The sequence below is a fragment of the Spirosoma foliorum genome (genome assembly GCF_014117325.1).
Classification (GTDB): domain Bacteria; phylum Bacteroidota; class Bacteroidia; order Cytophagales; family Spirosomataceae; genus Spirosoma; species Spirosoma foliorum.
On record NZ_CP059732.1, the window covers coordinates 6,921,141 to 6,947,959 of the forward strand.

Genomic DNA, 26,819 nt, shown 5'->3' on the forward strand with positions numbered 1-26,819 from the left:
ACAGTAAAAATTGGAGATAGGTGATTTGCTGGTTTACGGTTAACTACTCTATTATATCCTTCACAACAGGCATGTATCTACATGCAAAAAAAGTACATACATATTGTCATAATTGTAGAAACTTGGCAGGAATTTATAGAACCTAACCCTGAACCAGTTGGCGAATTACATCATGTTGGGCATAAAATACAAATACTAGGAGGTTAAAATTAAGTAAATTGCCGTCAAAATTGTATCATAATATATGTTAAATAAGCTAATTTGAATTGAATTATTTCTGCAATTATAATTTTTCAATGATTTAATTTCTCTAATTATCAATCACTTAACATTAAAAGGAAGAGTTCATATTTATAAATTTTCCAATAAAATATCGTCATTATTTTTTATTGACTCAGCAAAAAAAATCTACTATTTACATTTAATTTTGCCTAAGTTTTTTTCGGCTGATGATAAATAATCAGCCGCTATGTCTCTATGAGTGCGGAATCCCTCAAAAACTTAGCTAGCCAACTTACGGGCGATCTCTTCGATGATTTTACGCAAAGGACTCTATACGCAACAGATGCATCTGCGTATCGGGAAATGCCGACGGCCGTTGCTGTGCCTAAAACGATTGATGATCTTAAGGTTCTAATCGCCTACGCGAATCAGTATAAAACACCACTGATTCCCCGTACAGCCGGAACATCGCTGGCTGGCCAGGTCGTTGGCAGCGGGATCGTAGTCGACGTATCGAAGCATTTTACCAAAATTCTGGAAATCAACCCCGAGGAGCGCTGGGTGCGGGTGCAGCCCGGTGTTATCCGCGATGAATTGAACCAGTTTTTGAAGCCTTACGGATTGTATTTTGGACCTGAAACATCGACGGCTAACCGGGCTATGATTGGTGGCATGGTGGGGAATAACTCCTGCGGTTCTAATTCCGTGGTTTATCGATCTACCCGCGAACATACCTTATCGGTTAAGGCATTATTGGCCGATGGCTCTGAGGCCGAGTTTGGCCCTACCACTACCTGGGAATTAACGAAGCAGGTAAGTGAGGCTAGTCGCCAAAACGGGTCTGCGACACGGATGAGTAAGATTCTGCTCAAGACAAACTCTATTTTATCTGACCCGGCCAATCAGGAAGAAATCCGACGGAACTTCCCCAAGAAAACCATTGAGCGTCGGAATACGGGTTATGCGCTGGACACACTGCTCGACATGGAACCCTTTACAGCAGGAGGTGAGCCATTCAACATGGCGAAATTCATTGCTGGTTCAGAAGGTACCCTTTGTTTCCTTACTGAAATTAAACTGAATGTAGTTCCTTTACCCCCCAAAGAAGGCGGCCTGGTTTGTGTACATTGTCATTCCATCGATGAGGCCCTTCGAGCGACTCTACTAGCCTTAAAATACAAGCCTTACGCAGTCGAGTTAATCGACGATATTATTCTGGAACGGGCTGACACAAACCCTGAGCAGCGTCAAAACAGCTTTTTCGTTCAGAAAACTCCAACGGATCATTTCCCTATTATTCTGGTCGTTGACCTCTCCCGCGATACGCGAGCCGAAATTCAACAGTTGGCTACCGAAATGGAAGCCGACATGCGAGCGGCAGGAATGGGCTACCATTTTCCGCTTCTGTTTGGGGACGATACGAAGAAAATCTGGAACTTACGCAAAGCGGGTCTAGGTCTATTAGGGAACCTTCCGGGCGACGCGAAAGCCGTTGCAGTTATTGAAGATACAACCGTCGATGTTGCCGATCTCCCCGACTACATTCGCGACTTCAACGAGATTCTGACCAAGCATAACATGCACGCCGTGCACTATGCCCATGCAGGGTCAGGTGAAATACACTTAAGACCTATCATCAATCTTAAGACTGCCGAAGGCCATCAGCAATACCGGATGATTGCCGAAGAAATTGCCACACTGGTCAAAAAATACGATGGTTCGCTCTCGGGCGAACACGGTGATGGACGATTGCGAGGTGAATTTATTCCGCAAATGGTGGGCGCTCATAACTACGAGTTAATGCGCCAGATTAAGCATACCTGGGACCCCGACGGTATTTTTAATCCTGGGAAAATTGTTGAAACGCCCCCGATGGACACTTTCCTTCGGTACGAAGCGGGACAGCAAACACCTGACTTTCAAACCTATTTCCGGTATAAGGATCAAAATGTACTTCAACATGCCGAGCAATGCAATGGCTCGGGCGATTGTCGGAAAACCCAGGCTTCTGGCGGAACCATGTGTCCAAGTTACATGGCAACCCGAAACGAGAAGGATACAACGCGGGCCAGAGCGAACATTCTGCGCGAGATGTTAACGCACTCACCCAAAGAGAATCGGTTTGATCATCAGGAAATTAAAGAAGTTTATGATCTCTGCCTGTCGTGCAAAGGTTGTAAAAATGAATGCCCCTCTAACGTAGATGTAGCCAAGCTGAAAGCGGAGTTTCTACAACATTACTACGACACTAACGGTATCCCTATACGTTCTCGTTTAATTGCCAATTTTGCTCGACTTTCAAGTTTGGCATCGGTTGTCCCCTGGGCATGGAATGGCGTTTTAGGTACTCCATCTCTCCGACGAATTGCGAACAAAGTCGTTGGTTTTCACCCAGATCGGACAATGCCCTTGATGAGCAGTACGACCTTAAAACGTTGGGTGAATAGGCGTGGGCAGGAAGCAAGAGACAAAGCGCAGGGAGCCAAACGGCTTTATCTTTTCTGCGATGAATTTACAAATTATAACGACGTTGAAGTTGGTCAAAAAGCGGTTCAATTATTTGAGCGCTTAGGCTATGAAGTGGTTATTCCAGAACACGGCGAAAGCGGTCGGGCAGCACTTTCGAAAGGTATGCTAAAGTATGCTAAAACGTTGGCCGAGAAGAACATCCGTTTACTGAAAGATGTTGTAACCACAGAAACGCCTTTAGTCGGATTAGAACCGTCTGCGATTTTAACGTTCCGGGATGAATACCCCGATCTGGTCGATGAATCGCTTATACCAGCCGCCAAACATCTGGCCGAAAATACGCTGACCTTTGAAGAGTTTATAGCTCGTGAGCTAGACGCTGGCCGGATTCGGCCCGATCAGTTTACAGACGAAAAACGGCTAATTAAACTTCATGGCCATTGCCAGCAGAAAGCGGTGTCGTCCTTAGTTCCGGGGAAGAAAGCTCTGTCTCTGCCCAAAAATTATACGGTACAGCTCATTCCATCGGGCTGCTGCGGTATGGCGGGTTCGTTTGGTTACGAGGCTGAGCATTATGAGGTATCGATGAAGGTGGGCGAATTAGTGCTGTTCCCAACCGTTCGTCAGGCTGCCGATGATGTGATTATAGCTGCGCCGGGCACTTCCTGTCGCCATCAGATTAAAGACGGTACGAGTCGTAAAGCCAAACATCCGGCCGAGATTCTACTGGAAGCGCTTAAGTAGTTCCGTTGATTGGTTCTTAGTCTGTTTTAGCTTTTCGTTGACCGTAGTTTTTGTCATTCTGACGAAGGAAGAATCTCAAACTATCCTTACTTGAAAGTAAAGAAGCGTTAAGATTCTTCCTTCGTCAGAATGACAAAAGCACTTGCTTGGGCAACTATTTCTAAAAGTTTAAACAGGCTCCTTATATAAAAACACCATTACTCACTAAAAGGCCATTGCTTCCGGACTCCTGACGAAATCAGGAATGTGATAATACCTAACCCAATAACGGTTAAGCCAGATAGCATAAATGTCAATCCGGTTGAGAAGAAAATAAAGAGCCAAATGCCAATAGCCAGCACTACTGGTAGTGGATATAATGGCATTCGGAAGGGAAACTCAGTAGCCTTTCGTCGGCGATGAAGCAGGAGCAAGCCAATGGCCTGTCCAACAAATTGTATAACAATCCGCATCGCCAGAATGGCCGTGATTACATCACCCAATCGGAATAAAAGGCTGAATACGAATCCCAGGCCACCCAAAAAGAGCAACGACATATACGGAAACTGCCGGGTTGGATGCAGCTTGGCAAAAATCCCAAAAAACTGCCCATCAACAGCAGCGGCATAAGGCACACGGGAATACCCCAACAGTACGGCAAAGAGCGATGAAAAGGCTACCAACAACACTAAAACGGTAGCAAGTCGGGCAGCGCCAGCGCCGTAGAGTGTTTCAACAAACGTACTGACTATGAATTGGCTATCCTGCGCAATCTGCCAGGGTACTACACTTACCACACTCAAATTCATCAGCAGATATAGACCAGCAATACCCACAATCGAAATAAACATACTGACGGGAATATTTCGGCTGGGTCGTTGAATTTCACCCCCTAAATGGCAAACATTATAGTAACCCAGATAACAGTAAATTGTCTTGACGGATGCTTGCCCTAAACCAGCGGCTAAAATACCTCCACTCACTGAACCCATCGATTGAAGCGTTTCTGATAAGGGAATTCGGGCATTACTCAAACCACCAATAATAATCCAGCCTAAGGTTAGCAGCACAGCCCCCCACATCACTAAGCCAATTTTGCCAATGGAATCGATTTTTCGATACAATAAGGCAATGATAATCAGCACAACTCCGCCTGAAACAGCTTTTCGTTGCCATTCATCCAGTGGCATCAGGTAAGACGCATACTGAGCGAACCCGATAGCCCCTGAGGCAACTACCAAGGGCGCCTGAATGAGCGTTTGCCAGACGTACAGAAAAGAGAGTAGCTTACCCCATTTCTGCTCTCCATAGGAGATTTTGAGAAAATTATAGCTCCCTCCTGCCTTCGGGAAAGCGGCCCCCAATTCGGCCCAAATGAATGCATCGATCAGCGATACAACAGCGCCAAGTACCCAGGCCCACAAAAACAGGGGCCCGCCTAATGTTTTGATAACCAGTGGCAACACAACAAACGGCCCAATACCGACCATATCGATCATGTTCAGGGCGGTGCCTTGTAAAAGCGTCAGGCTACGAGGTAAATCTGCCGGTGCCGTATGAGAAGGTTGATTCGAAGGCGTAGTGTTACTCAATAGCGTATTGGATAACAGACTAAGTTAAGAAAGATGTATTCTTTTGACTAAGCTTAGAAAGCGCTTAAAAGTTCGATCTTAATCGAACTTACAAATACAAAAAAGCCCTGTGAGTGATGCCAGGCCCAATACCATAACATCGCCCACAGGGCTTTTACGATTGGCTTTATCAGCCTAGTTCATCAACTGATCGAACGTAAGGCTGATGTAGTACATCGAACCGATGCTGGGGTTACCCCAAGATTGCGTATAAAGCTTACCGGTTAAGTTTGTACCACCCACTTTCAGGATCGATTTGATACCCGAAAGTTTCTTGCTAACCTGCGCATCCAGTGTGCCATAAGCTGGAATAATCGTTTGCTGGCGACCAGTAGCCTCCGCATTGCCAAAGCTAGACTCCCACAAGAACGAATCCTGAGCGCGATAAACAACATTGAACCCAATACCTGTTCTTGCTACGTTCCGATTGCCGAAGCTCAGGTTATAGCGATACTTCGGTGTATTGAATTGCGTGACAAAACCCGCTGGAATCTTATCCTGATCAATCAGGTAGTTCGACGATACGTTAGCGCCGATCATATAATTTCCGGGTAGTAAATAGTCAGCTCCGATAGCCCAACCTGCATTTTTCAACTGTGTTGATGAGTTAACAGGGTACGAATAGACGGTACGAGTTGAGCCACTGATCAATTGCAAAGTTGATGCAGGATCAGCCACAGAAACAGGCGTTTTTCCCTGAACCACAATTTCGCTTCCCAGGAAATTCAGGAACCGGTTGTAGTAATAATAGGCATCGATAAACAGCTTGTTGCCTAATAACCCTTTATAGCCCACTTCGTAGGTTTCTACGCGTTCAGGATCATAGCCGGGATTGGTTGACGTTTTCAACAGGCCAAGTGCTTGTGGTAAAGCTGCCGTACCACCTTGTTGCAGAGTAGCACCAAAAGCCTGAACCGATTGAAGCGTGTAAACAGGGCTGGTCGAAAAATTATACCGTTGCTTCAGGAAAGGCAATCCACCAATTAAGTGATACGAAGGCGTATTTAAATCAATGTACTGATCCTGCGTAGTTGGAATACGGAAACCCCGCTGGAAGGAAGCCCGGAAGTTATGGACTTTGGCCACCGTCAACACAGCCGAAAAACGAGGGCTTACCTGCGCCTTAAAGTTCTGGTTTTTGTCATAGCGCAACGAGCCGGTCAATTTCAATATATCAGCCAGCGTTTTCGAAGCCTGAACATAAGCGCCATATTCATCGATGGTATATTCCTTGCCGTTTTCATCACGAGCAAACAGAGTACCCTCCGAGTTAAGCGCGTACCGCCGAACGTTTCCGCCGACAATCACCTCAACGGTTTTCGGATCGATCAGCTTATTGAAATTATACATACCCTCTGCGTGGTAGAGGTTTGTTTTGTCTAAAAACTTCGCCCCTACGCCAGTAGCATCGCCCGGAATAGGTTTCCCTGTTACGGCATCAAATGCCTGCTGGAAAGCAGCCGTCCCTGGTATCAAGCGTCCCTGATCGGCTGCTCCTCTAGCCTGATTCAAAAGAGTTCCCTGCTGGCTGTTGGAATACGCCTGAGCTGCCGCTAATGCCGCATCACGTGTCTGGCCAGAACCAAGCGCGGTTAAGTAAGCTCCCGCATAACCCGTAAGCGCATTCTGGGCATAATATCCGAAATAAGTGGGGAACCACTTCGCAGCACTACCACTCCAGGCTTCATTAATCCCCTGACCCAGTGTCGAGGTTGCGTAGGCGTCGCCAGAGCGTTCCTGGGTTGTATAAGCCCGCACAAAGAAGTTAGAACCGCGCAGTTCGAGTTTGTACTGGCCAAGCTTGAAACCTTTAATATAGTAACGGTCAGCGCCTGTGTACACCGTTGTACCCGTTCCCCAGTTTGCCTGAACGATCGCTTCTAAGTTATCATTCAAGCGATAATGCAAAGCCCCATTCAGTTTGAGGTTGCTGGCATTGTATTGTACGAGATCGCTTTCCTGATAACCCGTCCGGGAAATATTCAGGTTCGGAATGATGTTGTTAAAAATCTGCTGAGGTGTCAGCCCCGTCAATTGTGGTAAAGTTGCATTGCCTGCCTGTGGAATCTGGGTGGTGGCAATCGCTCCCAAAATGGCCGAGGTGCCATTGGCTCCCGTTCCAGGTGTTCCGTTACCATACAAATTTGAGTACAGGTTGGCGCTGGCATCACCATAGATATTGATACCATCATAGCCCTGGTTATTGGCTCGGGTTCCATTATCGAGCGTAAATCCATTCGAATAGCTTTGATCCCGGTAATCGGTCGCCTGCCAGTCTTTTGCCGACAGATACGACACGCCTATTTTAAAAGCAAGTTTGTTATTGAATGCTTTGGCATACCGGAAAGCGGCATCGTAATAAGGCGTAGTCGCCGTTGACCGATTGCTGGCGCTCATAACCCCACCTTTGGCATAGGCACTCAATCCCTGATACTGAAAGGGGCTTTTCGAATTCATTAACAACAGTCCATTAATGGCGTTCGGGCCATAAAGCGCCGAAGCGGCACCTGGCAATAACTCAACACTTTCCAGATCCAGTTCGGATACTCCTGCGATGTTACCTACGGAGAAATTCAAGCCTGGTGCCTGGTTATCCATTCCATCGAGCAGTTGAACAACCCGCGTATTTCCGTTTGAACCGAACCCCCGAACGTTAACCGATTTGAACGTTAAGCTTTGCGTGCTCATATCTACCCCCTTGATGTTCTGCAAAGCATCGTAGAACGTAGCGGATGGTGTCGACTGAAACGAGCGAATGTCTAATCGCTCGACCGACACCGGCGATTTCAGTACGCTTTCTTCCACCCGAGAAGCCGATACAACAACCTCCTGCCCTAACATAACCTGCTCTTTCAGGGAAATAGCCAGATCGGTACGATCGTCGGTAATCGTGAATTCCTGCGTTTGGAAACCAACGCCCGTTACAGCAATCACAAACGGGGTTGGCGTATTCGTCGTTAGGGAAAAATTACCTTTCAGGTCAGTAATGGTTCCAATTACTTTGCCCTTTACAGCAATGTTAATTCCCACAAGTTCGCCATGCTTGGCGTCATCGGTCACTTTTCCGGCAACACGAGTCTGAGCCCATGTAGCTGCGCTTACTAAGGTAAAAAGGCCGAAAAACAATGAATAAGTAATTAGTTTTCTCATAAGAAGATATTAAAAGTGCAGCTATGTAACCCCCAGTTACTTTCTCGCTAAAAATACGGATAAACCTGAGTTTTGTGCAAATATTTCTTGCCATTGATAAATTATTTCACATTGCTCTACCACCTGAAAATAACCTATTTTTAACACCAATAGTAAATTCAATCTTAAGCGTTCTTTTTCTACAGACAACTTTCTCAACCGATATTTTTTCTCTATAAATCATGTCACAAGAATCGAATCAAGACCGTCGGGAGTTTTTAAAAGCTTCTGGTTTGCTCGCAGGTGGGGCCATGTTGGGTAGCCTGCCTTTTAGCGCACAGGCAGCTAATCGCACAGCACCTCGTTTTCATTTTTCGGTAAATGATACCATCAAAGTAGCCCTTATTGGCTGTGGTGGACGCGGTACAGGAGCTGCCCAGCAGGCACTTAATACAAAGCAGAATATTAAGATTGTAGCCCTGGCCGATGCGTTCCGAGATCGTCTTGATGATGCGTATAAAGCGTTGACCGAACGCGGCCTGAAAGCCGCCGATGGAACGCCGAAAGTAGATGTTCCAGAGGATCACAAATTTGTAGGTTTCGATGCCTACAAACAGGCAATGGCTTTGGCCGATGTGGTCATTCTGGCCACTCCTCCAGGTTTCCGTCCAAGCCATTTCGAGGAAGCAATTCGGCAGAACAAACAGGTGTTCATGGAAAAGCCCGTAGCTACCGACGCGCCGGGGGTTCGACGTGTGTTAGCGGCTGCGGAAGAAGCCAAGCGCAAAAAACTGAACGTAGTGGTTGGTTTACAACGCCGTTATCAGCCAAGTTACCGCGAAATGATCAAACGCGTTCACGATGGAGCGCTGGGCGATATCATTGGCGGACAAGTATATTGGGTTAGCGGTGGCGTTTGGCAAAAGCCTCGCAAACCGGGTCAAACCGAAATGGATTACCAGATGCGTAACTGGTATTACTTTAACTGGCTTTGTGGCGATCATATCAACGAGCAGCACGTTCACAATATCGACGTAGCCAACTGGGTGAAGAACAGCTACCCCGTTTCCTGTCAGGGAACAGGTGGACGTCAGGTTCGGGTTGGTAAAGATTACGGCGAGATTTTCGATCACCATATCGTTGATTTCGTTTATGCCGATGGCACCACCATCAATAGCCAATGCCGCCATTACGAAGGCACGTATAGCCGAGTCGACGAAATGTTCCTGGGTACGAAGGGGAAAGTTGAAGGCATGGAGAAGAAAGCCAGTGCGTTGATGGGTTATAATGGCCAACCTATTTTTAGCTACAACGCGAAAAATGATGGTAACCCTTACCAGATCGAACACGACGAGTTATTCGAAGCCATCGCGAAAAACGAATATAAATTCGCCGATGCCGAGCGCGTTGCGAAGAGCACGATGACGGCGATCATGGGTCGTATGGCCACTTATTCTGGTAAAGTCGTTAAGTGGGACGAAGCGTTGAACTCGCAAATTGATCTTTTCCCAACAACACTAGCCTGGGATGCTATGCCTAAGAGCCTGCCAGACAAAGAAGGGTTCTATCCAATTGCCGTTCCAGGCAAAACGATAGCCGTGTAATCTAGAAACTGTAGGCACAATTACACGTCTCTATATAACAACAAGGCCAACTGCGTTCATCGTAGTTGGCCTTGTCTGTTTTAGGGTCAGCGAACTATTTCCCATGGCAAAGCAACCGAGCGGATTATGTATGCATCTACCAGCTAACTAGTTAGCTTATTGTACGTATGCCTACCGTTCAGCATCAACGAGAACATTATATCGATTGGATCAGGGTTATAGCCTTCATGATTCTGATTTTCTTCCATTGTTCCATGCCATTTGTTCAGTTTGGCTGGGAAATTAAAAACACTGAACACTCCCGCTTCCTCGACCGACTCATTATCTGGCTTCACCAATGGCGGCTGCCTTTACTATTTTTTATTTCGGGAGTTGGGGTTAGTTTTTCGCTACGGAAACGGTCGGTCCTTGCATTTTTCGGGGAACGAATTGTTCGGCTGTTCATCCCCTTAGTATTCTCCATGTTTTTCGTGATTCCGCTTCAGGTCTATTTTGAGCGCCTACAGGAACACAAAATCAATGAATCGTATTGGCATTTTTACCCTACCGTCTGGAGTTTAACACCGTACCCAGAAGGAACACTAACCTGGAGTCATTTGTGGTTTGTGGTCTATCTTTTTGTGTTTACAATCTTACTCTTGCCTGTTTTCGCTTTATTGAAAATCAACGCGTTACAGCGAATAAAGCAAAAGCTCAATCCGCTCTTCAGCCATCCATTGGCTAATCTTTCTCTGGCCATCCCCTTCATCGTTTATTATTTTCTTTGGTATATCCGATGGCCGGTTCAGGGGAGTTTATTCGATGACTGGTATCTGTTCAATTCATCGATTACGTTTTATTTCCTTGGTTATTTTCTGGCGGACCTACCCTCGTTCTGGCAAACCTGCGAAATATATCGAAATTACTTTTTGGCAGTAACCGTAGTCTGCCTGGTCGTCTTGTTCTGGAAATATTACTGGTTGGTCGAACTGCCGAAAGAGCAAAATACAGCGCTCTACCTCTATGGATTTTTTGACGGATTACATATCTGGTCAATTATTCTGACGGTAGTTGGGTTTGCGCGGAGGTATCTGAATTTTTCAAACCGGACACTGGTGTATTTAACAGCAGCTGTTTATCCGTTTTATATACTTCACCAGACAATTATTGTCGCAACCGGCTATTACATTGTCCAGTGGGAAAGCCCTATTTTCGTGAAATTAATTGTCCTGATTAGCACCTGCTTTATACTGACGTTTAGCCTTTACCACTTCCTGATCCGTCCTTTTGTCGTGATGCGCATCCTCTACGGATTAAAGCCTAAGCGAGTGATACCAACCAAAAATGTGTCGTATGCAGAACAGGAATAGTCCGGTTTGTCATTTATCAGGCCTAGCCTCAAAACGGAGCCGACTGCCATTTATGGAGCTTCCCTTTTTTGTTCTCCAGAATCAGCAATTTGACGCCTTGAAATCGCCGAATCAACCGGCGGCTTTTACGTAGTCCAGCCACACTGAACACCTTTGTCAAGGCATCAGCCTGATAACCCACGGGAGCTAATACAGTAGACCGAACGAAATGGTGCAACCCAAGCCCGGAACGCGGATTCATGATGTGCGAGTAACGTTGGCCGTTGTATTCCAGAAATCGGTAGGCATCACCCGAAGTCGTAATTGCCGCATTCTTAAGGAAAATGGTAGTTGTATCCGTATCGCCGGCACTTGCAGAACCAATGCCCACACGCCAGCCAGCCGAATTGGGCGGTGGATCACCTACCAGAATATCACCACCAATATCGAGCAGGAAAGAACGAATCCCGAAACGATGCAAAACGGTTAACGCTTCGTCGATGGCAAAGCCCTGACCAATACCACCAACGTCTAACCGCATGCCGGGCCTACGTAATCGTACTGAGTGCGTCGTACTATCTAATTCCATCAACTGATAGCCAACCGCTCGTCGGGCCCGATGTCGTTCTTTTGCACTTGGAAACTCTTTCCGACGAACGGCCCGACGCCATAGTAACGACAACGGCCCAAGCGTTGGATCAAACCGCCCATTCGATAATCGGGCTATTGCTTGTGCTTCCGTTAAGACATTGAACAGATCAGTAGATACAGGAACCCATTGCCCAGAGCCACTCGTGGCCGATAGTCGATTAATTTCGGAGCCATCCATATAATCGCTCATAATCTGGTTTAACGAGTCCATCCGAGCCGATACTGCCGAATATGCACGTTGGGCTGCCGTACTATCAGGTGCGTAGAGGATAACATTGAATTGGGTTCCCATTAAGCCCCTATGGAACGAAAAACGTGTTTGTCCGTTGGGCTGTGCGTGAATAAAAAATGGTAGCAAGTTGATTGCTACCATATGAAGTAAGGTAAAACGCAGGAACAACTTCGTCGTCAAAAGGCTTTTATACGATATCTTTGTCAAGCTAATTGTACTATGATAACGATCAAAAACAAATTCATTTTAGTAGCCGCTGGCTTCTGGATATCAGGCATTATACTCATCCTGGCTGGAGCATGGGCTAAAAGTAGCCGACCAGATATGGCAGGCATTCTTCTATCAGGTGGTATTCTGGCTCAGGCACTTGGCTTTGGCTTTTTAGGCTTCGCCATTATGCAGGCTGTGATGAAGAAAAAGTGAGCAGCTCACCTTATACCTGCATTTTTATACCCGCGCAGCTTTATCACGAAGATACATATCAACCAGTACTAGGGCAGCCATAGCTTCTATAATGGGCACAGCACGCGGCACAACGCAGGGGTCATGTCGACCTTTGCCCGAAACAGTTACCGCCTGGCCATGCACATCTACACTATCCTGATCCTGCATAATGGTTGCTACGGGTTTGAAAGCCGTGCGAAAGTAAATATCCTCCCCGTTGCTGATGCCGCCCTGAATGCCCCCAGATAAGTTGGTTTTGGTTCGGACACGACCGTCTGCATCCGTATAAAACTCGTCGTTATGTTGCGAGCCGTATAGTTCCACACCAGCAAAACCGCTCCCGTATTCAAAGCCTTTTACGGCATTGATACTCAGCATCGCTTTCCCTAATTCGGCATGGAGTTTATCGAAAACGGGTTCACCCCAGCCAGCCGGAACGCCCGTTACAACACAATCGACAATTCCCCCAATTGAATCGCCCTGTTTACGGGTTTCGTCGATGTACTGGAACATTTGTTCAGCCATTTCGGGATCTGGACAACGGACCGCATTTTCTTCGGTGAGTGCCAGATTAAGCTCCTGATATGGCTTCGCTAATTTGAGCTTACCCACTTGCGAAACGTATGCCTGGATTTGAATACCTTGTTGCGCTAACAGCAATTTAGCAATAGCTCCAGCAGCTACACGGGCGGCTGTTTCGCGGGCCGAGGAACGCCCACCACCCCGATAATCACGCGACCCGTATTTGGTCTGGTACGTATAATCGGCGTGAGAAGGACGGAATTGCTCGGCAATGTGGCCGTAATCTTTACTCCGCTGATCGGTATTCCGAATAATTAAGGCGATAGGTGTGCCTTGTGTCTTCCCTTCAAATACACCCGATAATACCTCAAATTCGTCGGCCTCTCGTCGTTGGGTTGTAATGCGTGACTGACCAGGTTTCCGGCGCTCCAGTTCGTGCTGAATAAATTCGGTATCGAAGGGTAAGCCAGCTGGGCATCCATCGATAACAACACCAATAGCGGGCCCGTGCGATTCACCAAATGTAGAAATCTTAAATAGTCTTCCGTAAGTACTGCTCATGCGTGTTGGGTACTAGCTACTGAACTCAAGGCGCTTATCACTCAGTATGCTGTTTTTTAAAAAATACGAAAATCATTCCTATCAACATAATCAGGATCAACACATTAGCAATTGACCTAATTAGTACTGAAACACTGACTGGCTGATTGGTACTATCCATCTCGGCAATGCCCGCATACAACGAATTATCTGTGGATGCTGCCGCGGAAGCTTCGCCGGTTACGCTCGAAACGCTATTGTTTACTGATGCCTGAACACCAATAACAGGTTTTTTATTACCCACTTGTAAACGCAGTTGCGGTCGAAGTGTGTCGTATCGTGCAGTTTGGGGGTCGAAGTAAACCCATTGGAATCGATTTGCCAACGAAATCTCTCCATTTTGGTGGGGCACAATAAAATAAGTGAACGTTTTATGCCCGGTCACTCCATAGCCATTATTGGTACTGGTATGTTTTTCTTCCGGTGGAAATATATCGAACTCTGTTGTTTCACTTAATAAAGTCGGCGCAGGGAGGGTGGTAATGTTACCTTCTCCCCGTATCGTAAATGTATAGCGAACGCTTTGACCCATACTAACACCTTGTCGCTCCAAACCCTCCTCCAACTGAAACGTACCGACAGGCACTCGTCCTCGCAGTGGGTGTGGTGGCAATGATTTGACGACTATCGTAATGGGTCGACTGGTAAATGTAACAGTTTCTTCCTGGGCCGTAGGCGGGCCAATTTTGGGACGAGGTCGGGCCAACTGAAGCGCTACTGCTGGCAATTTTACATCCTGATTTGAGAGCGGAAAAAAGACGGACTGATAAATACGAAATTCCCGAAATTTCTTTCCTCTGATGGTTATCGAAATGGGTTTTAATTCAGCAATCGGAACATTTTCTTCCCAGGAATTAGCGGGGCGAATTTTTTTGACAATAGCCTGTAGCTGTTTATCCAGAGCGGTAAAACTCAGTACATAGGGGTAATTATCAGCTATATAAAATGCTAAGGTCAACGACACGCCTTCTCCCGCATAAACAGTCGATTTAGAGGCTCGCAGCGAAAGGAAAGCGGATTTATCGGATGCGGCATCAATAATATCTGCGGCTGTATTGGCTTGATCTAGTGCCGCTTTCGATGGCTGTACAAGCAGTATAGCTCCATCTGAGCGGATCGTCTCTTTATTGACGACTATATCAAACGGCGGCAGTCGAAAACGACCTGGGGCAGTGGCTAAATAAGTTTGGGTAATTACTTGATTAGTAATGGTTTTTCCAGCAACTTCGCTAGGCGATATACTAGTTGAAATCCCTTTTTTGGTGAAGCCTGGTATATCTGGAAAAGCAATAGCGGCCCGATTTTCGCTATTCGGAATAATAACCGAAATTGTGAAGGGCCGCTCAATAGGAAAAGTAGTTTGACTTAATTCAATAGTAATTTCTGTATCAGGCACTTGCCCAAACACAGATAAACTAATCAAGAAAAATAATGCAAAAAATTTGCGGAATATTGCAAGTAACATTGTTATTTTGAAGCAACAAATTTAGCACAAAGTCGTTACCGATATAAGAACGAACCAGTCAACCTCTTTATATATCCATCAGCTTCCTAAACAACAAATTTGCTCTCTCTATGCTCTCTATGCTCGAATATATCAAAACCATCCTTCAGAAGGTGAGCTTTGATAAAGGTCTCTTTGAAAAAGAATTAGCGAAGGCTATTAAATTACTGATTCCTAAAGAAGTTAAACAGCTTAAGCGCTGGTGTTATCTACAATTTGGCAAAGTATATCGAGTAGTATTGAACCATTGCTTTTCACGAGTTCGGTTCACCTGACGAATCGGTGTAGTTCATAAATAAAGGCCCTTCATTTTTCGAAAAATGGAGGGCCTTTTAGTTCACAGGAATTTATAGTGTTACTTTCTGCCGCATTTCTGGTATTTCGATATTCTGAAACCCAGCCTCTTCCAAATGCCCCTTCCAAACGAGTTGCTTATCGTATTCGCCATGAACTAGAAATACGTTTTTGACCCTAGCGGGATTCTGACAGCTTAAAAAGTGCAGCATCTCACGATAATCGCCATGCGCCGAGAACGAATCCATTATGGCAACCTTCGCTATAACCGGATAGCGTTCTCCAAAAATCGTTACTTCTTTATCACCTCTTTTTAAAGCTCCACCCAAACTGTTAGGCGACGCATAGCCAACCATTAAAATGGTCGTGTTGGGTTTTGTGATATTGTTTTTAATATGGTGCTTGATGCGTCCGGCTTCGGCCATACCCGAAGGCGCAATAATGATACAGGGTTCCTTATCGTCATTGATCGCCTTCGATTCGTTTACATCCGTTACATAATGGAGATTGGGAAAATCGAATGCATCGCCGTCTTTTTTGATATAAGCCAGAATGTCGGGATTAAAATCCTCTTCATGATCGCGCATTACCTGCGTCGCTTTTACCGACATGGGGCTGTCGATATAAACTGGTAGTCTGGGCAGTCGTCCTTCGCTTTCCAACTGATCGAGTGCATAAATCAACTCCTGCGTGCGGTCAACTGCGAAGGCCGGAATAATAAGTTTACCTTTATTCTCTACGCAGGTTTGCCGAACAATATTCAGCAGATGGGCTTTCATATCCGGTTCAGCTTCATGTAGCCGATCACCGTAAGTCGATTCGCAAATGATATAGTCGGCTTGAGGAAATGTATCAGGCGAGCGCAGAATTTTATCATCTGGCCGACCAATGTCGCCACTAAAAAAGAGGTGTTTTTCAATGCCGTTATCCTGGATAGTCAGACTAACAGACGCACTACCAAGCAAATGGCCAGCATCGGTTAGCAGGCCCGTCACTTCATCACAAATAACGAACGGGCTACCGTAATGAACCGGTTTCATCTGATCGAGCGCGTGTTGCACATCGTTTTCATCGTACAGCGCTTCAAGCTCAGGCTCCCCCCGACGGGTGCGTCGTTCGTTGACCCGCTCAAGATCGCGCTCCTGAATGCGGGCGCTATCCATCAACATCACTTCGCAAAGGTCAATGGTCGCTGAGGTTGTATAAATTGGCCCTTTAAATCCTTGCCGAACAAGGCGTGGAATCAGTCCCGTGTGATCGATGTGTGCATGAGAAAGCACCATATAATCGACCTGAGCCGGATCAAAGCCAAACTCTTGATTCAGTTCATCGGTATTAATGCCTTGAAAAAGCCCACAGTCGAGCAAGATTTGTTTGCCATTGGCAGTTGTTAGTAGGTGTTTACTGCCCGTAACGGTACGGGCTGCACCGAAAAATTGAATGGTCATGATTTAGGTATGTTCTCGGTAAACCTGTTCTTTATGTGAGACGTGCAAATAAACAGAGAGTTTCACGGACTTATCATGTTGATTATTGAAAAAGGTAAACTAATAGGGAAACGATTTTGGCAATCGCGTGTAGTGAGAACTGCTAGTGCTGGCTTATTGATTTTTTTCAGCCTGGATTTTTTCTTCCCTGTTTCTACCAATGTTCTTTATTCAACAATCATCACGGCCCGTGATGGTTCTATTTTACATGCCTTTTTGAGCCGCGACGACAAGTGGCGCATGTATGCCGAACTCAACGAGATTACCCCCACGCTCCGCGACGCCATTTTATTTAAAGAAGACAAATACTTCCGGTATCATCCCGGCTTTAATCCGGTTGCTATGTTTCGAGCAGCCACCCGAAATCTTCTGACGGGTCGGCGAACATCGGGAGCCTCGACCATCACGATGCAAACAGTCCGTCTTCTCGAACCCCGCGACCGTACGTACAGCAGTAAACTTATTGAATTGTTTCGGGCCTTACAGTTGGAAGTCCATTATTCGAAGGATGAGATTCTGCAATTGTACCTGAACCTGATTCCGTACGGGAGCAACATCGAAGGGCTTAAGTCAGCTTCGTTGTTATATTTCGGGAAGCCGCCCGTATTGCTGAGTCTGGCCGAATTAACCACCTTAACCATTATTCCCAACCGTCCGTCGAGTTTACGATTAGGCGTGCGAAATGCCCTTGTCGTACAGGAGCGCAACCGCTGGCTCGCCCGCTTCCGTACGGCCAAGCTTTTCAACGACGAAGCTATTGAGGATGCCTTAAACGAGCCGCTCACGGCCTACCGGCGGGAAGCGCCACAACAAGCACCACATTTGTCGCGACGGCTGCATGCCGAAAACCCAACGACGCCCATTGTTCAGTCGACCTTACAGTCAGCTACCCAAGCCACTGCCGAGCAGGTAGTGCAGCGGTATGCCGATCGGATTCGAGCGTATAATATCCACAATTCGGCGGTGCTGATTGTGGATAACCTGTCGCATGAGGTAGTTGCGTATGTTGGGTCTGCAAATTTCACTAATACGTTTGACGGTGGTCAGGTTGATGGAGTACGGGCAATACGATCGCCGGGCAGTGCCTTAAAGCCGCTGTTGTATGGACTTGCCTTTGATGCGGGTATCATTACGCCCAAAACTAAACTCGCCGATGTACCCATCAATTTTGGCGGCTACGAACCTGACAACTACGACCGTCGGTTCAATGGCCCTGTTACGGCAGAATTTGCCCTGGCTAATTCGCTAAATATTCCAGCGGTGGCTCTCTTAAAAGAAATGGGTACGCCAGCTCTGGTGTCAACCCTTCAGAAAGCGGGGTTTACGGCGATAAAAAAACAGGCAAAGGAACTGGGACTTTCCATGATTTTGGGCGGCTGTGGGGTGACATTGGAAGAAATGACGCGGCTGTATGCCGGGTTGGCGAATGGGGGGAATTGGGAGCCTCTGGTTTTCACCCCACCCCTAACCCCTCCCCTTAAACAAGGGGAGGGGGATAAACACAAATTGACTAATTCCCCCTCCCCTTCCTTCAAGGGGAGGGGGCTAGGGGCTGGGGTAAATATTATGACCCCAGAAGCCGCCTATCTCGTCACGCACACACTTACACAAATCACTCGGCCTGACCTGCCTAACAATTTCGATAACAGCTATCATCTTCCGCGTATTGCCTGGAAAACCGGCACCTCCTATGGACGACGAGACGCCTGGAGCATAGGCTATAATCAACGATATACAATTGGTGTGTGGGTAGGTAATTTTTCAGGAATTGGCGTACCCGAACTTAGTGGTGCCAACACGGCAACCCCTTTACTATTCCAGCTTTTCAACGTCCTCGATTACAATTCTCCGACAGGATGGTTCAAGGCGCCCAAAGATGCAAGCAAGCTATCGATGCGGCTTATCTGTCCCGAAACAGGCGACATTCCGGGTGAGTTTTGTACAAACCCAGTGACCGATTATTGCATCATGGGGGTGTCGAGGTATCGCCATTGTCAGCATCAGAAAGCTGTTTTCACGAATGCTGCGGGGACAATTTCCTATTGTACACAATGCCGACCCGATAGTGGTGCTGTTCGCAAGGCTTATCCCAATCTATCCCCAGAGATCATTGCGTTTTATAAGAGTCGGCACATACCATTCGAGGTTGTACCTCCGCACAACCCAGCCTGCGAACGGGTGTTTGGAAGCACAGAGCAAGCTGGGCCGCAAATTACAAGTCTTACGAATGGCAGCGAATATTTTATTAATCCAAAACAACCCGCCGAAATGGAGCTAAGTTGTCAGGTGGCCAATGATGTACAAACTGTGTTCTGGTATTTGAATGATAAACTCTACAGCAAGGCCAAACCAACCGAAGCCGTATTCTTCAAACCCAGACCGGGAGCGTTAAAAATTTCGTGCGCCGATGATAAAGGACGAAGCAGCGACATTCGCATTCTTGTCCAGCATGAGTAATCATTTCCTGATTTTGCTTTTTCCTATTTTATCAAGACTTTTCCGACACAAAACCCAATTCCTTATACATGAAGACTTTATTCATTTTGTGCGCTTCTCTATTGCTCACCACGGCAACCTTTGCCCAGCAGGACCCTACACAAGACCCGACAGCGCTCGGCAACGCCTTCTTCAAAGCTATGCTCGATGAAGACAGCAAAACCTTGGGGTCACTATTCACTCCCGACTTTAGCCTCGTTAGTTTCGATGGTAGTTCCGTTGAAGGGGATATGCTGGTACAGGGCGTTGGGGGTGGCTATGTTGTGGTTGATGCGGCCACGGTTTCTGGGACACGAGTACGCCAGTACAACAACGATGCCGCCGTAATGACTGGCACCTGGAAAGCGAAAGGCAACGTTCAGGGCAATGGATTTGATAATACCGTTTCGTTTGCGCTTACTTGCGTAAAACAGGGAAGCACCTGGAAAATCGCCAATGTGCAGTTTACCCCAATGCGGTAGTAAGCACACATAAAATTCTAGTGAACAGATAAGGTCCATTTTCTCAGGTATATATAGTTGCCGAAAGCTAACCCGTTCATCCATGTGAACGGGTTTTTCGCTAATATTCGGCACTTCTCCAATAACCCCATGAAAACAAGCCTTTTTCTCCTTTTTTCCCTTTTGCTTTTCCAGTGTTCCCGCCTGCCATTCAACGAAGTATCGGTTGTCGGTCGCAATTTCGAGGATGAGGTTCAGCAGACACAGAATCTGATTTTTACATTCAACAAAAATGTTGGGCCAAGCAATCAGTTCGATGAATGGGACTCAACTCAGTATGTTCGCTTCATTCCCGCTGTTCGAGGAAAATTCAAATGGACGGCTCCCAATGAGCTGGTCTTTTCTCCTGCTAAGGCTTTTGATCCGGCAACTGACTACCGCGCCGAACTCACCGATGATTTAGTAAAGCGTTCGGATAAAAAAGATTTAAAAATTTCGGGCGATGATATTGCCTTTCACACCCCTTACCTCCAACTCACCAGTACCGAAAACTGGTGGTCACGCTCGCGCGAAACCGGACAGCCTGTCGCTAAAAGCCGACTTAATTTTAATTACCCCGTTTCATCGGCAGAAGTAGCCGAAAAACTGGGCGTTTCTTCTGAAGATAAGCCACTTACGGCGCAAACACTGCCCAATAATGCGCAAAATTCAGTGGCACTTACACTGACCAATGCGCCTGCCCAAAAGAACGAACAACCGTTAACCATCAAACTAGACAAAGGGCTGAAAGTGCCCAACACGGCCTACGTTAGCAAAGAAGCAATTGAAGAAACCAGTACGTTGCCGTCTCGATACAAAATAGAAGTTACGGATGTACAAACGAGTTTCGAGAATAATAAAGGCGTAGTGCGAGTTATTACGACGCAGGAGTTACAACCGGGAGAGCTTAACAAGCTATACACGATTCAGCCACAAGCTGAAACCACAGCCGAACTCACCGAAAACGGATTCATCATTCGAGGGGACTTCAACGAAACCGACACCTACGTTCTGACACTCACCGATCAGATGCGCGGGGTGTTAGGCACGAAGCTGGAAGAACCCGTCAGCAAAGATCTGTTCTTCGGAAAAATGCCCGCCAGCATTCAGTTTACGAATAAAAAAGCCTTGTACTTGTCGTCGAAAGGGGCGCGTAACATTGGACTTAACATCGTTAACGTGCCGAAAGTAGAGGTCAAAATAGCAAAAGTGTACGAAAATAATCTCCTGAATTACTTCCGAAATAATCGCTATGAAGACTATAAGGAAAATGCCAATGGCGAGTGGGGGCCATCAGGATCATTTAATTATAGCGACGACGAGCAAGGTGACTTAAGCGATGTTCTCGTCAAGAAAACCGTCGAAACAACCGATCTGCCTAAAGTACGGGGTGTTTCGGCGTTGAATTTATCATTACCCGAACAGAATAACAATTTCCGGGGTGTCTATCTGGTTTCTGTCGACTCTAAAGACGAAGCTTATCTGCAAGCCAGCCAGTTAGTGTCGGTCTCCGACATTGGACTTGTTGCTCATGAGACAAAAAATGAAGTGCTGGTCTGGGCCAACTCCATCCGTACTGCCGAGCCTATTCAGGGGGTTGAAGTGACACTGGTGAGCAACAATAACCAATCGGTTTACACGCTCACAACCGATGGTAGTGGTTTTGCCAAGTTTGATAAGGTGACCGAAAAAGCACCGGGTTTCAAAATCGCACTGCTTACGGCCCGCACCGCCGATGACTTCAATTTCCTATTCCTGCCAGATACACAAGTCGAAACGTCACGCTTCAATGTCGAAGGCAAATATGATAACGAATCGGGTTTTGATGCCTTCGTATACGGCGACCGTGATATTTACCGGCCCGGCGAAACCATTCATTTTAACACCGTTATCCGGTCGCAGAGCTGGCAAAGCGTTGGCGAAATTCCGGTGCTTATTCGCGTTTTAACGCCCAATGGCCGTGAACTACGCGCATTCCGTAAAACCACGAATAAACAAGGGGCTGTGGCTACCGACGTGCCACTTAACCCAGCCGCCGTAACGGGTAGTTACACGGTTGAGGTCCTCAACGCCAACAACGTTCTGTTAACCTCGCAATTGGTGAGCGTTGAAGAGTTCGTTCCAGATCGAATAAAGGTGGATGTGCTAACCGATAAAACCAGCTACAAATCGGGGCAGACCATCACGCTTTCAGCTACGGCCATGAATTTGTTTGGCCCTCCAGCTTCCGATCGTGCCTATGAAATTGAGTTGCAATTGAAGCGAAAAGCCTTTGCCCCAAAAGGGTTTGAAGAGTATGACTTCGATATTCCCAATGGCGCAGTAGCTACGCAGGAAGACGCGACAGGCAAACCAGATGTTTTCCCGAAAGAAGTTCGGCAGGGACGCACGAATGCCAACGGGCAGGCCACGGAGAAATTCCCCATTTCAGGTCTTTATCAGGACATTGGCGTATTGGAAGCCAAACTTTTTGTGACCGTATTTGACGAAAATGGCCGCCCCGTTAACCGACTCCGACGGCTGGATGTGTTGACTCAGGACACCTTCTTCGGCGTGCGCCTTCCCGACCGATATGTAGCGACAAACGCCCCCATTGCTGCGGAACTTGTCGCCCTCGACCCTGCGGGAACATTAAAAGCTTCGGCCTCTGCTTCCGTAGAAGTCATACGCTATGATTACCAGACGGTTATTGAGAAAGACGGCGATCGCATAAAGTATTCGACCAAACGACGCGAGAAGTCTGTGTATACAAATTCGCTGATTTTTAAAGGTGGAAAGTCAAGTTTTCGGTATGTGCCGACCGTTTCGGGCGAATACGAAATTCGCGTTCGGCGACCTGGTGGCACTAACTACGCGGCTACAGGTTTTTACGCTTATGGGTATGGGAGCACGTCTGCGTCGTCTTTTGAAGTAAGTACCGAAGGGCAAGTACTAATGACGCTCGACAAGCCAGCCTATAAAACCGGCGAAAAAGCTAAGGTTCTCTTCAAAGCACCCTTCGACGGAAAACTGCTTGTAACCGTTGAGCGGAACCGGGTGCTCGAACAACATTGGCTTACCACAACCAATAAATCGGCCGAATGGAGTTTCTCGGTTGGGAGTGAGCACCTGCCAAACGTCTATGTAACGGCCACGCTCATTCGCGCCATCGACAATACGAATCTTCCATTAACAGTTGCTCACGGATTCGCTCCTGTTTCGGTGACTGATGATGACACGAAACTCCCTGTAACCATTACGGCAGTAACGCAATCCCGTTCGAAAACGAAGCAGACGATTCGGATTAAAACGGCCAGTAATGCGCAGGTAACCGTAGCTGTTGTGGATGAGGGGATTTTGCAGTTGAAAAACTTTAAAACGCCTGACCCATACGGCTTCTTCTACCAGAAACGCGCGCTCGAAGTGGGTAGTCATGACCTGTATGCCTTACTCTATCCTGAACTATCGCTGAAGTCGACATCAAGTGTTGGGGGGGATGGCTATGATTTAGAAAAACGTGTCAACCCGCTTAGCAATGGTCGGGTTCGATTGGTTGCTTTATGGAGCGGCATTTTAGAAACTGGCTTTAATGGCGAGGCCGAGTTTTCGGTCGATATTCCGCAATTCTCAGGCGATCTGCGGATTATGGCTGTTGCCTATAAAGACAACGCGTTTGGGTCATCGAACAGCAATATGAAAGTCGCTGACCCAATTGTCATTAGTACCGGCGTTCCTCGCTTTCTGACGCCCGGCGATCAGGTTGAACTTCCTGTCAATCTGAGCAACACAACAAAACAGGCCGCTACAATTACCGCCAAATTAAGCCTGACAGGTCCGCTTGTAGCGGATAGTGTAAGCTCTCAGAAACTTACTATTCAACCCGGCCGTGAAAGCCGGGCGGTTTTCCGTGTTTCCGCCAAACAGGCAATCGGGGCCGGAACGATTACGGTAACCGCCAACGGACTGGGCGAGACATTTACGGAAACGACGGATATTACGGTTCGGCCAGCAGCCTCACTACAGAAAACAGCTGTGTCAGGCGCAGTGGCGGGTGGCAAGTCGCAGACCCTCCAACTGGCAGGAAATTTCCTACCGGGTACCGCGAAGGCCAGCGTAACCTTGAGTCGATCACCAGTGGCACAGTATGGGCGTGAATTGTCGTATTTACTGGGCTACCCACACGGCTGTATCGAACAAACTATCTCAAAGGCCTTTCCGCAATTGTACTTCGCCGATTTGGCCAAACAGTTAGCCAGCAATACCTATTTCGTGCGGGCGGGCGACAGCGATATGAATCCCGCAACCAATGTTCGGCAGGCAGTTCAAACGGTCGAAAGCCAACAGGCGCCCAATGGCGGCTTCACGATGTGGCCGGGAATGGCAGCCGTAGCGGGAAAATCGAACGTTGACGAATGGGCCAGTGCATACGCCGTTCATTTCCTTGCCGAAGCGCAGGAAGCGGGCTATGATGTTCGGCCATCTGTATTGAGTTCAGCCATCGACTTCCTAACAACTTATACCAACAGCCCAGCTACCGAAAACGCTGTCACTTTCGATGAAACTGGTGGACGCACGATTCATAAAGTGGCCAGTCGCACAAGTATTTATGGACTTTATGCGCTTGCTGTCGCGGGTAAACCCAACCGGTCGGCCATGAATTACTACAAGCAAAACGCCAGCTTACTCACGCCCGACAGTCGCTATCTACTGGCTTCGTCCTTCTTCCGCGTTGGGGATACCCGTAGTTTTTCGGCCCTGTTACCTAAGAAGTTTACCGATAACACAACCGGGCATCAAACAGGTGGCAGTTATGCGTCGCCCGTGCGGAATCTGGCGCTTGTTCTCGATGCGCTTGTGGATACGGATAGCGACAATTTGCAAATTCCAACGCTCGCCCGACAGCTGTCAGGTGTGTTGAAACAAACAACCTATCTCAATACTCAGGAAGCCGCTTTTGCTTTCCTAGCTCTGGGCAAACTGGCTCGGCAAACGGCTAGCAGTACCGCTACGGCCACGTTGACATCGGGCGGAAAATCATTGGGCACCATGAACGATGCGTTGCTGAATATCAAACGGGTTCCAACCAATGCGCCACTTACGCTATCAGCCAGTGGGTCTGGCAATGTTTATTATTTCGGACAGAGTGAAGGGATTCCGGCTAGCGGGAAAATTGCCGAAGAAGACAACGGTTTACGCGTTCGCCGGGAATACCTTGATCGGGAAGGCCGATCGATTAGTACCATTCGGCAGAACGATTTGGTCGTCGTAAAAATCACGCTCGCCAGTACAAATGGGCTAGACATTGAAAATGTTGTTGTAACGGACTTGCTACCGGCGGGACTCGAAGTCGAAAACCCACGACTGACCGAACCTCGCGATATGCCCTGGATTCAGAAGCCTGATGCCCCCGATTATTTCGACCTGCGCGACGACCGGATTAACTTTTACACCACGGCCACCGGCACCACGCGAACATTTTATTATTTAACCAGAGCGGTATCCAAAGGTCGCTTCGTGGTTGGCCCTGTCTCGGCTGATGCAATGTACAGCAGCGATTATCGTAGTTACAACGGCGCAGGGGTTGTGGTGGTAAAGTAATTTCAGCGAAACATGTTACTCTATACAATGGTTATCAATAAGACTTTGAAGCTAATTGATTTAGGGCCTTAGGCCCGACCTGTCAATAGAGAAATAATGAGTTTCTTGGCTAAAGCGCCGTAGGTGCGACCTAAAAGCAAAAATAGGTCGCACCTACGGCGCTTTAACTAAATCATGATTTTGCTAAGCTATTGACAGGCCGCCCCTAGTGGGGCTTTCTCTAATTCAAATAGCTTTATCAACTTTCACAAAATCGTCTACCTATGCCTTACGATGCCGACGTACTTATTATTGGTGGTGGTTTGGCAGGGTTAACGGCAGGCATTCATCTTGCCCAGGCCAATGTGCGCGTGATACTTATTGAAAAACATGCCTATCCGCAGCACAAAGTTTGCGGTGAGTATGTCTCTAACGAAGTACTGCCCTACCTGCAACAGCTCGGCGTTTCGGTCAATGAGTTCAACCCTTCTCAGCTAAGTCGCTTTCTATTCAGTACCGCTTCTGGAAAAACCATCGAAAGTAACTTGCCATTGGGCGGCTTCGGGCTGAGTCGCTATACGTTCGATAATCTGCTTTATAAAAAAGCGCTGGAATCGGGCGTTACGGGTATCCAGGCACAGGTTGTTGATGTTCAGTTCACAAATGACTCCTTTGTAGTTACCACTTCCGATGACAAAAGCTATACAGCGCAACTGGTTATTGGCGCTTACGGCAAGCGCTCGTCGCTCGATAAACGTTTGCACCGAGCATTCATCGAGAAAGAATCTCCGTGGATGGGCGTAAAGGCTCATTATCGAGCCGAGTTTCCGTCAGATTTGGTGTCACTTCATAATTTTCAGGGGGGATATTGTGGGCTATGTCAGGTAGAAAATGGGATTGTCAATGCTTGCTATCTGGTTAATTACAGCAGTTTTAAAAAGTATAAAAGCATTGATAGTTTTCAGCATGAGGTTATGAACCAAAACCCTTTTTTGAAGGATTTTTTTTCGAAGGCCACCCCTTTATTCAATAAGCCATTAACGATTAGTCAGATTTCATTTTCTAAAAAGCAGCCTATAGAAAATCACCTGTTAATGTGTGGCGATACCGCTGGCGTTATTCACCCATTGTGTGGCAACGGCATGGCGATGGCCATTCATAGTGCAAAAATCTGTTCCGAATTAGTGATCACTTATTTGCATACTCCCGAAATGACCAGAGCTACTTTAGAAAAATACTATATTCATGCCTGGAACAAGGAGTTTACAACAAGATTAACCGCAGGACGATTACTACAATCTGTCTTACAAAATGCAACGGCAGCATCAGTTCTTTTGAATGGGCTTCAGTTAACGCCAGCTATTTTACCGCTCATTATTAAACAAACACATGGAAGTTTATTAGCCGTTAATTGACCAGAATTCACAAAAACAGTCACTTACCAAATT

At 47.0% G+C, this 26,819-nt stretch carries 15 protein-coding genes; 9 read left to right on the forward strand and 6 right to left on the reverse strand.

Translation table 11 applies throughout. The features are described 5' to 3' along the window. The first annotated feature begins 477 nt into the window (after positions 1-477). Positions 478-3,435: an FAD-binding and (Fe-S)-binding domain-containing protein gene (locus H3H32_RS29110; protein WP_182459234.1), complete on the forward strand. Its 2,958-nt coding sequence runs from the start codon at positions 478-480 to the stop codon at positions 3,433-3,435. Positions 3,436-3,632: 197 nt separating this feature from the next. Here the strand turns inward: H3H32_RS29110 and H3H32_RS29115 are convergent, their stop codons facing one another. Both H3H32_RS29115 and H3H32_RS29120 read right to left on the reverse strand, forming a co-directional pair. Further along, positions 3,633-5,006, reverse strand: a complete 1,374-nt coding sequence (locus tag H3H32_RS29115; RefSeq protein ID WP_182459235.1) for an APC family permease — start codon at positions 5,004-5,006, stop codon at positions 3,633-3,635. Positions 5,007-5,180: 174 nt separating this feature from the next. Continuing rightward, entirely contained in the window at positions 5,181-8,195 is a 3,015-nt protein-coding gene (locus H3H32_RS29120; RefSeq protein ID WP_182459236.1) for a TonB-dependent receptor, read from the reverse strand. Positions 8,196-8,416: 221 nt separating this feature from the next. Here H3H32_RS29120 and H3H32_RS29125 point away from each other — a divergent pair, with 221 nt between their 5' ends. Next, a complete protein-coding gene (locus H3H32_RS29125) occupies positions 8,417-9,778 on the forward strand; it encodes a Gfo/Idh/MocA family protein (RefSeq protein WP_182459237.1) in 1,362 nt (453 codons plus the stop codon). Between the two features lie 167 nt (positions 9,779-9,945). Beyond that, a complete protein-coding gene (locus H3H32_RS29130; protein ID WP_182459238.1) occupies positions 9,946-11,127 on the forward strand; it encodes an acyltransferase family protein in 1,182 nt (393 codons plus the stop codon). A 28-nt stretch (positions 11,128-11,155) separates the two neighbouring features. Here H3H32_RS29130 and H3H32_RS29135 read toward each other — a convergent pair whose 3' ends face one another. Then, a complete protein-coding gene (locus H3H32_RS29135; protein ID WP_240543527.1) occupies positions 11,156-12,130 on the reverse strand; it encodes an FAD:protein FMN transferase in 975 nt (324 codons plus the stop codon). A gap of 78 nt (positions 12,131-12,208) precedes the next feature. Here H3H32_RS29135 and H3H32_RS29140 point away from each other — a divergent pair, with 78 nt between their 5' ends. Next, a complete protein-coding gene (locus tag H3H32_RS29140; RefSeq protein ID WP_182459239.1) occupies positions 12,209-12,412 on the forward strand; it encodes a hypothetical protein in 204 nt (67 codons plus the stop codon). Between the two features lie 24 nt (positions 12,413-12,436). On the opposite strand, the gene aroC is transcribed toward H3H32_RS29140, so the two are convergent. Together aroC and H3H32_RS29150 are read right to left on the reverse strand one after the other, a co-directional pair. Beyond that, the gene (gene aroC / locus H3H32_RS29145) at positions 12,437-13,516 is read right to left on the reverse strand and encodes a chorismate synthase (protein ID WP_182459240.1); all 1,080 of its coding nucleotides are present in this window, start codon (positions 13,514-13,516) and stop codon (positions 12,437-12,439) included. Positions 13,517-13,553: 37 nt separating this feature from the next. Next, positions 13,554-14,978: a BatD family protein gene (locus H3H32_RS29150; RefSeq protein ID WP_240543528.1), complete on the reverse strand. Its 1,425-nt coding sequence runs from the start codon at positions 14,976-14,978 to the stop codon at positions 13,554-13,556. Positions 14,979-15,130: 152 nt separating this feature from the next. On the opposite strand from H3H32_RS29150, the gene H3H32_RS37625 reads away from it, so the two are divergent. Further along, a complete protein-coding gene (locus H3H32_RS37625) occupies positions 15,131-15,334 on the forward strand; it encodes a hypothetical protein (RefSeq protein ID WP_240543529.1) in 204 nt (67 codons plus the stop codon). 72 nt (positions 15,335-15,406) lie between these two features. On the opposite strand, the gene H3H32_RS29155 is transcribed toward H3H32_RS37625, so the two are convergent. After that, positions 15,407-16,801 (reverse strand): MBL fold metallo-hydrolase RNA specificity domain-containing protein, encoded by a 1,395-nt coding sequence (locus H3H32_RS29155; RefSeq protein ID WP_182459242.1) that lies wholly within the window; start codon positions 16,799-16,801, stop codon positions 15,407-15,409. Positions 16,802-16,876: 75 nt separating this feature from the next. On the opposite strand from H3H32_RS29155, the gene pbpC reads away from it, so the two are divergent. The 4 genes from pbpC (at position 16,877) to H3H32_RS29175 (ending at position 26,786) form a co-directional block, all read left to right on the forward strand. After that, positions 16,877-19,297 (forward strand): penicillin-binding protein 1C, encoded by a 2,421-nt coding sequence (pbpC, locus tag H3H32_RS29160; RefSeq protein WP_182459243.1) that lies wholly within the window; start codon positions 16,877-16,879, stop codon positions 19,295-19,297. A gap of 68 nt (positions 19,298-19,365) precedes the next feature. Then, on the forward strand, positions 19,366-19,797 hold the full coding sequence (locus H3H32_RS29165) for a nuclear transport factor 2 family protein (protein WP_182459244.1): 432 nt from the start codon (positions 19,366-19,368) through the stop codon (positions 19,795-19,797). 129 nt (positions 19,798-19,926) lie between these two features. Next, positions 19,927-25,392: an alpha-2-macroglobulin family protein gene (locus H3H32_RS29170; RefSeq protein WP_182459245.1), complete on the forward strand. Its 5,466-nt coding sequence runs from the start codon at positions 19,927-19,929 to the stop codon at positions 25,390-25,392. Positions 25,393-25,655: 263 nt separating this feature from the next. Further along, the gene (locus tag H3H32_RS29175) at positions 25,656-26,786 is read left to right on the forward strand and encodes an NAD(P)/FAD-dependent oxidoreductase (RefSeq protein ID WP_182459246.1); all 1,131 of its coding nucleotides are present in this window, start codon (positions 25,656-25,658) and stop codon (positions 26,784-26,786) included. Positions 26,787-26,819 lie beyond the last annotated feature (33 nt).

Excerpts from the sequence above, each read along its gene's own strand:
- H3H32_RS29120 (WP_182459236.1), bottom strand. The coding sequence starts at position 8,195 with ATGAGAAAACTAATTACTTATTCATTGTTTTTCGGCCTTTTTACCTTA.
- H3H32_RS29175 (WP_182459246.1), top strand. The coding sequence starts at position 25,656 with ATGCCTTACGATGCCGACGTACTTATTATTGGTGGTGGTTTGGCAGGG.
- aroC (WP_182459240.1), bottom strand. The coding sequence starts at position 13,516 with ATGAGCAGTACTTACGGAAGACTATTTAAGATTTCTACATTTGGTGAA.
- pbpC (WP_182459243.1), top strand. The coding sequence starts at position 16,877 with ATGTTGATTATTGAAAAAGGTAAACTAATAGGGAAACGATTTTGGCAA.
- H3H32_RS29125 (WP_182459237.1), top strand. The coding sequence starts at position 8,417 with ATGTCACAAGAATCGAATCAAGACCGTCGGGAGTTTTTAAAAGCTTCT.
- H3H32_RS37625 (WP_240543529.1), top strand. The coding sequence starts at position 15,131 with ATGCTCTCTATGCTCGAATATATCAAAACCATCCTTCAGAAGGTGAGC.
- H3H32_RS29165 (WP_182459244.1), top strand. The coding sequence starts at position 19,366 with ATGAAGACTTTATTCATTTTGTGCGCTTCTCTATTGCTCACCACGGCA.
- H3H32_RS29170 (WP_182459245.1), top strand. The coding sequence starts at position 19,927 with ATGAAAACAAGCCTTTTTCTCCTTTTTTCCCTTTTGCTTTTCCAGTGT.
- H3H32_RS29155 (WP_182459242.1), bottom strand. The coding sequence starts at position 16,801 with ATGACCATTCAATTTTTCGGTGCAGCCCGTACCGTTACGGGCAGTAAA.
- H3H32_RS29140 (WP_182459239.1), top strand. The coding sequence starts at position 12,209 with ATGATAACGATCAAAAACAAATTCATTTTAGTAGCCGCTGGCTTCTGG.
- H3H32_RS29110 (WP_182459234.1), top strand. The coding sequence starts at position 478 with ATGAGTGCGGAATCCCTCAAAAACTTAGCTAGCCAACTTACGGGCGAT.
- H3H32_RS29135 (WP_240543527.1), bottom strand. The coding sequence starts at position 12,130 with ATGGTAGCAATCAACTTGCTACCATTTTTTATTCACGCACAGCCCAAC.
- H3H32_RS29130 (WP_182459238.1), top strand. The coding sequence starts at position 9,946 with ATGCCTACCGTTCAGCATCAACGAGAACATTATATCGATTGGATCAGG.